At 60.8% G+C, this 7,566-nt stretch carries 6 protein-coding genes and 1 pseudogene; 6 read left to right on the top strand and 1 reads right to left on the bottom strand.

Features of this window, described 5'->3' with window-relative positions; translation table 11 throughout:
* The 3 genes and pseudogenes from A5699_RS29630 to A5699_RS28620 form a co-directional block, all read left to right on the top strand.
* Window positions 1–744: pseudogene (locus A5699_RS29630) on the top strand (hypothetical protein); the annotation flags it as partial.
* A 7-nt stretch (window positions 745–751) separates the two neighbouring features.
* Window positions 752–1,222: a hypothetical protein gene (locus A5699_RS16860; RefSeq protein ID WP_142254069.1), complete on the top strand. Its 471-nt coding sequence runs from the start codon at window positions 752–754 to the stop codon at window positions 1,220–1,222.
* A gap of 343 nt (window positions 1,223–1,565) precedes the next feature.
* On the top strand, window positions 1,566–1,904 hold the full coding sequence (locus A5699_RS28620; RefSeq protein ID WP_197508314.1) for a DUF4333 domain-containing protein: 339 nt from the start codon (window positions 1,566–1,568) through the stop codon (window positions 1,902–1,904).
* Window positions 1,905–2,150: 246 nt separating this feature from the next.
* On the opposite strand, the gene A5699_RS16855 is transcribed toward A5699_RS28620, so the two are convergent.
* The gene (locus A5699_RS16855) at window positions 2,151–3,530 is read right to left on the bottom strand and encodes an HNH endonuclease signature motif containing protein (RefSeq protein ID WP_067771185.1); all 1,380 of its coding nucleotides are present in this window, start codon (window positions 3,528–3,530) and stop codon (window positions 2,151–2,153) included.
* 337 nt (window positions 3,531–3,867) lie between these two features.
* Between A5699_RS16855 and A5699_RS16850 the strand changes: the two genes are divergently transcribed.
* From A5699_RS16850 to A5699_RS16840, 3 genes are all read left to right on the top strand, one after another.
* Window positions 3,868–5,910, top strand: coding sequence for a PE-PPE domain-containing protein (locus A5699_RS16850; protein ID WP_157561299.1), 2,043 nt, complete (start codon window positions 3,868–3,870; stop codon window positions 5,908–5,910).
* 39 nt (window positions 5,911–5,949) lie between these two features.
* The gene (locus A5699_RS16845) at window positions 5,950–6,711 is read left to right on the top strand and encodes an SDR family oxidoreductase (RefSeq protein ID WP_067771206.1); all 762 of its coding nucleotides are present in this window, start codon (window positions 5,950–5,952) and stop codon (window positions 6,709–6,711) included.
* Between the two features lie 98 nt (window positions 6,712–6,809).
* Window positions 6,810–7,391, top strand: a complete 582-nt coding sequence (locus tag A5699_RS16840) for a DUF1707 domain-containing protein (protein WP_067771181.1) — start codon at window positions 6,810–6,812, stop codon at window positions 7,389–7,391.
* The last annotated feature ends 175 nt before the right edge of the window (window positions 7,392–7,566 follow it).

Below are 7,566 nucleotides of genomic sequence, written 5' to 3'. Positions count from 1 at the left end.
ACATCGAGGTCAAAACCATTCTCGACGCGCTGGCATCCGAGAAATCAAGGCACTAAGGCAAATGACCCAACTCGGGTCAAGCCAGCGGAGGGCCGGCATGAAAAACCTCCACCGGGCACAAAGGTCGGCGAGTGGGGCAAGGATGTCAAAGCGGACAAACCGAAGGGTCCGCTCATCGCTGAAGGCAAAACGGGTGAACACGGCGGTGCCGTATGGGATAAGGTCGGCGGCGCAAAAGGGCCTGGCGGCGAATACGACTGGCGTCTCGAGGTCCTCGGCGCGCATGGTGGAGCGAATTACGAAATACGTAAAGACGGAGCCACGGGTTCCGCCCAAGGGCGAGCAAGTATCGCCGAGGGCGAGGTGAATGGTTCGAAAAACCTCGGCCCAGTCGAGATCAAAGGCCACGCAGATGGGGCACTTGGCGCAAGGGGAAATCTAACCGGGGCCGCTTCTCCGTCCGGAGGCCAATTGGGCGCCGATACAGCAATAGGTGCACACTCGTCGCAAAAATTCGAGGCCAATGGGTACGGAGTTCATATCACCGCTGGTGTCACTGAGATCGCGGGCGCCGGCGCAGCCAGCGATTTCCACTTTGGCCGGACAGATGACGGCAAATTCAGCATAGGTGGACATTACGGTCGAGCTTGGGGTTTCGGCGGGACCGGCTTGCTCGATATAACAATTGACCCCAAAGAACTAACCGGCCACTTGAAGCGGCTGGCGGACTGGTTCCTGGAATAGCGGGATTATGAAGCATCGCATCCGCTTCGATTCAGAAGTTCCAGAGGGCTGGTCCAGCGTGGCTCCAGCCGCAGTCGGGGAAGATCACGCCTCCACCGTTCTATTACGAAATGCAAACCCCGATAGTCGGCTCACACCGAATATTGTCGTTACCGAGTACTTCAGCGATTCTGCAGTCGACCTGAGCGACGTCGCACTCGAGTACGCCGAACGTAAGCGCGGAAGCACAATCGGATTGGAGGTCACCAGATCGGAATGGATAGCCGAGGATGCGCCTGCGGAATACGGTCAGGAGATGCGATTCACCCTCGTGAGCGGCGTGGTCGCAAGACTGGTCCGCATGACAATCGCAACGCCCACATTCACCGGCGGAACGCATATCCTAGAGATCGTATTCACTGTAGCTGAAGAGCAATACGCGTCCTGTCGAAGCGAATTCGGAGAATTCCTGAAATCGATACAGATACTAACAAGTTAACAAGATTTGGATACGCTAGAACCAGACAACCGTAGCCTCCCCATGGGGAACGTCATCATCATGCGCGCCCCGAAGTATAAATCGAGTGAAATGCTCGAACGCCTTAAACGCGGGACTGTGGTGGCACTCTAGCGCGTACCGGATGCATCTGCGATGACCGGCGGATCCGCCGATCGTCGAGTCGCCGCACGACCGCAGGTGAAACTCGAAATTACTCGTATAGAGTTGACAACCCGGGCAGCTCACACGACTAGATGTTGAACAGCAGTCTAAGAGGTAGACGGCCTCATACCAGATCGGAGAAATGATGGGTCCTGCTGGCACTTCTCGGCTAGCACTGCTTATGTCATCCGTCGCCGTCGCCGCCGGTATGGCGTTGAGCGTCGTGGGATGCTCTGTAACCATCGGAGGAACTGGCGACTCGGCGAGTACGGTGCCGAACATTCCGCAAGCCGAACTTGAAAGTGGCTTGAAGAAAGCCATTACCGAAAAAACCGGCGCTCCAATAAAGTCGGTCGCGTGCGAAGGTCCGCTACAGGGTGTCGTCGGCGAAACACAACGTTGCATTGCTTCCTTTGCGACGACAGACGGTCTCTGCGCCGGAGTAACCGCTACTACCAAATCAGTCAATGATTCGAAGATAAATTACGATTTCAAAGTGGATGATAAACCGCTGGAATGACATAGCAGTGCGCACACTAGGCTCGAGTGGACATCCACCGGGCAGGACCTAGGGCTTCGTAATCGGTTTCTGAGACGATCTCGGTCTGCGTACATTTGCCTCGGACAGCGCCAGACAGATCGAAATCCGCACTATTCGCGAGCCGCACTGGTCTCGAATCAAACGGCGCTACAGCGCACCCAAAAAACGACACCCACGAGGAGACCCAACAAACACGGTGGAATCCTGAATAGGCAGCGCGCGCGTCTAGCTGGCGTCGCGCTCGAAGAGATAGCGCTCCGGGTGGTGGCAGTCATTGACCCGGGGCTGACCGGTATCGAGACTAGGCGGCGGAAGCCATTCGGTCCGACCGTCTTTGCCGGTTCTCGTCCGCCAGCCCTTGCTGCTCAACAACCGGTGACAAGCCGGGCACGCCAAGGTGAGTTGGTCGATGTCCGTCAGGCCGCCGTCGGCCCAATCCTTCTCGCGGTGGTGCACCTGGCACCAATCCGCAGGGGCAGTGCAGCCCGGCCGGGTGCAGCCGCCTTCCATTCCGAACAGTGCGAGCCGCTGCCCGGGCGAGGCAATTCGCTTGGTACGGCCGAGGTATAGCGGCACCTCTGAGTGCGACTCGTAAATGCACAGATAGTGATATGCGTGGCTGGCTATCCGGATCGCGTCGGCCATCGGCACCAGACTGCCGCCCCCGGTGATCGCCCAGCCCTCACCCGAGCAGATCTGTTCGAGCGTGGCCGTGACCACCAATGTGACCGGCAATCCGTTGTACTGGCCCAGCGTCCCAGACATCAGCACCGCGCGGCACATGGCCTTGAAAGCATCGTGGTTGCGCTGCGCCTTGGTGCGCAGATCCCACTTGACCGCTTCCTCGTCAGGTTCGCCATCGACACAGGGGTTTTCGTCGTCCGGATTGCACATGCCCGGTGCCGCCAACTTGGCGTTGTACGCCTCGCAGTACGCCCGGCACTCGGCATCGATGTACCCGTGGACCTTCGTCAGTCCATCGCTGTCCTGCTCACCGAATACGAGGCCACGGTTGCGTGCCGCCACGTCGTCACGCGGCGCGGGGCCGTCCTGGTCGATGGTCATCCGCAACCGATTCGCAACCTGCTGCAGCGCTTCAGGAGTCAGCCTGGCCGCCGAGCTGCCCAGCAATTCCTCGGCCTTGTCCCAATTTTCGGCGGTGACCCCGGCGGGCAGCTTCTTGAAGAATTTCCGGATGATCCGCACATGATCGATGCCGATGTCACCGCGAGACTGGGAAGCGGCGGTAGTGGGCATCACCGGCGGAAGCGGCTCACCAGTCATGGCACGGCGAGGAGACAGCACCTTGGCATCCTCGATCCGGGCATTCGCCTCGGCCTTACTGATCCGCAACGAATAGACCAATATGTCGCGAAGCGAGTTGTGGCCCGCCGTCTGCGGGGCGATCTCCTCGGCGATGTTGGTGATGATCTTGTGGTCGACCGACGCATGGGCACGAGCGATCCGCTCACGCCGAGTGGCGATGTGTTGGAGGTCGGTCAGGGTGAGCCCATCGTGGGATGCCGCGGCGATCTTGGCGGCCAACGCCTCGTACTCCTCGTAGCACGCCAGTAATTCCTGACGTCCCAGCGATGCGCTACTCATGACTCGAACATTAGTTCGAACGTCTGACAAGGGGAGTCGATTTGTGGCCAGAGTGGCAAACGAGGTCAAAGTTTTTTGAACTTGTCGACGCGATGCGATTTCCGCAATCACATCGCCACCGGCATCGACGCCCGAAGTGCGCACGTAACCGATCTTGAGACGGCTCGAAACGGCCGGGCAGACTACCGATCGCGGACGCAACGACAACGGATTCCGCGGCCGTGACCAGACGTTTTACGCACGTGATGGTTACTTTGGCAAATTTGCATCCGACCAATAACGTATTGCTACAGTGTGCGGGCACTGTAGGCCACATCACACCCCAAAGGCGGCGACATTGACGTCTCAGCCCACCCCTCCCAGGCTGCACAAGGCCAAGGTTGCCGCCACCGCAGCGGCCGTCGTCGCCACCACCGCAGCGCTGACCGCAGGCGTCGCATCGTCCGCACCCGAGGCACTTGCCGCGCATAACCGGAGCGTGCAGGCGGACGTTGAGCTGACCGCGGCGATCGAAGTGCCCGACGTTGTTGGGATCTACGGGGTGGGGCCGGTTTTCTGGGCCGCACAGATTCTTGGACTCACACCCGACAATGTGATCAAGGCAGCTGCTGGAGCCCTGGGCGGCACTGAGGTTGCAACAGCAGTCACCGCGTTGTTGGAAACGCTGGATGCAATTTCGCCAGTAGACACGGGCATCAAAGGCCCGTTGCCCGGCGATGTCTACGATGCCGTCAACGGGCTGAAGTACACCACCACAGGTTTCGCCGAGATGCTGGGTCTCGACAAGATTCCGATCATCAACGATCTGGTCGATCAACTTGTCGGCGTCGCACCCATCCTGAATCAGCGCCGTGCCATCATCTTCTCCGAGAGCCTGGGCGGCCTGACCACCTCGATGGCGTACCGCGACATGATCGAGGCCGTTACGTCCGACAGTGCCGACTGGGAGATAGGTGTCACCGGCCAGTGGCTGGTCTTCGTCAACAATCCCAGCCGTCCCGGCGGCGGATTGTTCGCGCTGGCAACGCCTTTCACCGACATGTTCGGATACAACTTCACCACTCCGGACGCGGGTAGCTACACAAACCCGAGCAAGACCAAAGTTCTCAACACATCAATCCTCGATGTGACCTGGGCATACAACCCGCTCTCCGACGTGCCCAGCACGTTGAATCCGCTCGCATGGGCCAACTCGGTCGCCGCCGGGGCGTTCCTGACCTATCTCATCCCGGACGAGGACGACAAAAACAACATCGGTGAACACGTGCTGCCGTTGCTCCTCAAGGGGATTCTCGACGGTGGAAAGGTGATGCTCGATCCGACCGGCGGACAAGGCATTACCATGTTGCCCGGGTGGAACCAGCTCGTCAGTGGGCTCAAGAATTGGGGACTTGGCGGCCTTGCTAACGGCTTGGAAAACGCCGCGAACGCCACCAAATTCCCCGGCACCGCCACGTACATCACGTATGACTCAGGCAATCTCCCATTGCTCGAGCCGTTCCGGATGGCACCGCATCTGCTGAATCTGGTTCCGGGCGTTGATATCCCGACACCGTTGACCGACAGCGTCGAAGATGCGTTGCGGATGATGGTCAACATGGGCTACCAGGACGTCGACCCGGACACCTTGGAGCGCAACTTCGACAAGGCCGGTGAGCAGGCCTACCTGTGGCATTCGCCGCTCACGCCGACACAACAGTTGGCCGCCAACGAGATGATCTTCGACGCCCTGATCGACGGCATCCAGGAACATGCCCTGGACCCGGAGGCCTGGACGCCGAAGCTGCCCGGGACCGATTTCAAGCCGGTCGTGCAGAACGCCGCAGCGGTCGCACTGGCCAAGGCCATGAGCGATGCCCTCGAAACCCTGCAGAAGGGCGCCGATCCGGTCTTCGATGCGGTCGAGAAGGGCTTGGAGCCGGTCACCAAGGTTCTTGACGACGTCAACAAGCAGATGGAATCCGCCATCGACAACATGATGAAGGTCAATGGATCCACTGCCAACAAGCAGTCGACCCCGCAGGCCATCACGTCGACCTCGTCGAGCGGCAACCAACTGCGCACGTTGAGCGTCGAGGCGCCGACCGCGGGCACCGACGCGACCGACGTCGACAAGCCCGACACCGACGCAAAGCCCGCACCGGCCAAGAAGCTCCTCAAAGACCTTGGCGTCGACCAGGATTCGTTGAAGAACGCCCGGGCGAAAGCAAAGGCCCGCCATGCCGCCGACGCCAATGACCCCGTCAAGAAGTCGGTCAAGGAGACGGTCGCCAAGGTGCGTGGCGCGGTCGACGACGCCACCAAAGACGTCAAACAGCCAAAGAAGGTGAAGAAGGCCAAGGCCGCGCAGAAAGAGAAGTCAGCCAAAGCGGCCGCATAATCGCTGACAGCCCCGAGACACGTCGGTAGCGTGGCGGACATGCCACGCACTGTGCTCGTCACCGGCGCGACCGGCACGCTCGGTCATCACGTGGTGCCGGAGGCCACCGATGCCGGTCATCACGTCCGGGCGCTGAGCCGTCGGGACCGGGTGGGCTACACGGGCGTGCATTGGCACCGTGCCGACCTGCTGTCGTCCGACGGTTTGGATGCCGCACTCGACGGCGTGGACGTCGTCGTCCATTGCGCTACGCAACCCACCGGCGACAAGGACGTCAAAGCGACGCGGAATCTGATCGAGGCGGCCCGACGCATGGGCGTCGGGCACCTCATATACATCTCGATCGTCGGGATCGAGGACATTCCGCTGCCTTATTACAAGACCAAGTTGCGCGTCGAACAGGTGCTCGGGTCGTCCGGTGTCGGGCACACGATTCTGCGCGCGACGCAGTTTCACGAGCTAATCGAAAAGACGTTCTCGTTGCAGCGCTTCTCCCCCTTTCTCTGGGCGCTGCGCGACATCCGCTTCCAGCCGATCGACACCCGCGACGTGGCTGCGCGACTGGTCGCGTTGATCGATACAGAGCCGTCCGGTCGAGTGTCCGACATCGGCGGGCCCACCATTCACAGTCACCCGGAATTGGGACAGATGTACCTGTCCGCACATAAAAGCCATCGGCGAGTGGCGAGGTTCACCATTCCCGGTCGCATCGTCGCGGGTTACAGATCAGGAGCAAATCTGGCGCCGCAAAATGCGATCGAAGGGGTATCGTTCCAGGACTTTCTCGCCACAACCAGATAGATCCCCGCCGCCGAACCGCGGTGCGCCACCGCAACCGCGACGACACAGTTTGGCCTCCGGCCTTGCATGTGACAGTGATCGTCGTAGGCTCGACAGCGATGAGCACTTCAGCGCCGCAGGGCAGGTCGATGCGGGCTGCCGACACCGACCGGATCCAGGTGGCGCAGCTCCTCACCGATGCTGCCGCGGCGGGCCGGCTGCCGATGACCGAATACGAGGACCGGCTGGCAAAGGCTTACGCGGCGCAAACCTATGACGATCTGGCTCGGCTGAGCCGTGATCTCCCCGGCGCGGTGAACTGTTCGGCCGCCACCTGTCGCCCGGCACCTTCCACACTGCTGTTGGCGATCATGAGCGGGTTCGAGCGTCGTGGCCGATGGAACGTTCCGAAGAAGTTGACGACGTTCGCTCTCTTCGGTGGTGGAGTGGTGGACCTGCGGTATGCCGATTTCACCGCACCCGACGTCGAAGTCCGCACCTACTCGATCTTCGGAGGGCAGACCATCTTGGTGCCGCCCGAGGTCAATGTGGACGTGGACGGTGTGGGCGTGATGGGGAACTTCGATCGGAACGTCAACGGCGACGGCTCGGCCGGCGCGCCGCGTGTGCACATCCGCGGCTTCTCCCTGTGGGGCAGCGTCAGCATCAAACGCAAGAAACGTCGCAACCAGAACACCTGAAGTCAATCGGGCGGGCCGGTTGGTTTCAGCCCAGCCGGCGGCTACCGCCGGTGGCCCGACCGCGAAACTAAGCGACGTTGTTCAACGCAATTCGGCCCACGACCGCGAGAACTGACCGCCAGCATGCACGAGCCACGGGCTCGTGAAAAAGCAACGGCCCCCTCCAATTTGAAGG

Origin of the sequence: Mycobacterium sp. E802 (assembly GCF_001666875.1) — a bacterium.
Taxonomy (GTDB): Bacteria; Actinomycetota; Actinomycetes; order Mycobacteriales; family Mycobacteriaceae; genus Mycobacterium.
This window is presented reverse-complemented; position numbering and strand designations above follow the sequence as displayed.

What these genes read in the sequence shown, in the direction of transcription:
- A5699_RS28620 (WP_197508314.1), top strand. Translation starts at nt 1,566, where the DNA reads ATGTCATCCGTCGCCGTCGCCGCCGGTATGGCGTTGAGCGTCGTGGGA.
- A5699_RS16860 (WP_142254069.1), top strand. Translation starts at nt 752, where the DNA reads ATGAAGCATCGCATCCGCTTCGATTCAGAAGTTCCAGAGGGCTGGTCC.
- A5699_RS16855 (WP_067771185.1), bottom strand. Translation starts at nt 3,530, where the DNA reads ATGAGTAGCGCATCGCTGGGACGTCAGGAATTACTGGCGTGCTACGAG.
- A5699_RS16845 (WP_067771206.1), top strand. Translation starts at nt 5,950, where the DNA reads ATGCCACGCACTGTGCTCGTCACCGGCGCGACCGGCACGCTCGGTCAT.
- A5699_RS16840 (WP_067771181.1), top strand. Translation starts at nt 6,810, where the DNA reads ATGAGCACTTCAGCGCCGCAGGGCAGGTCGATGCGGGCTGCCGACACC.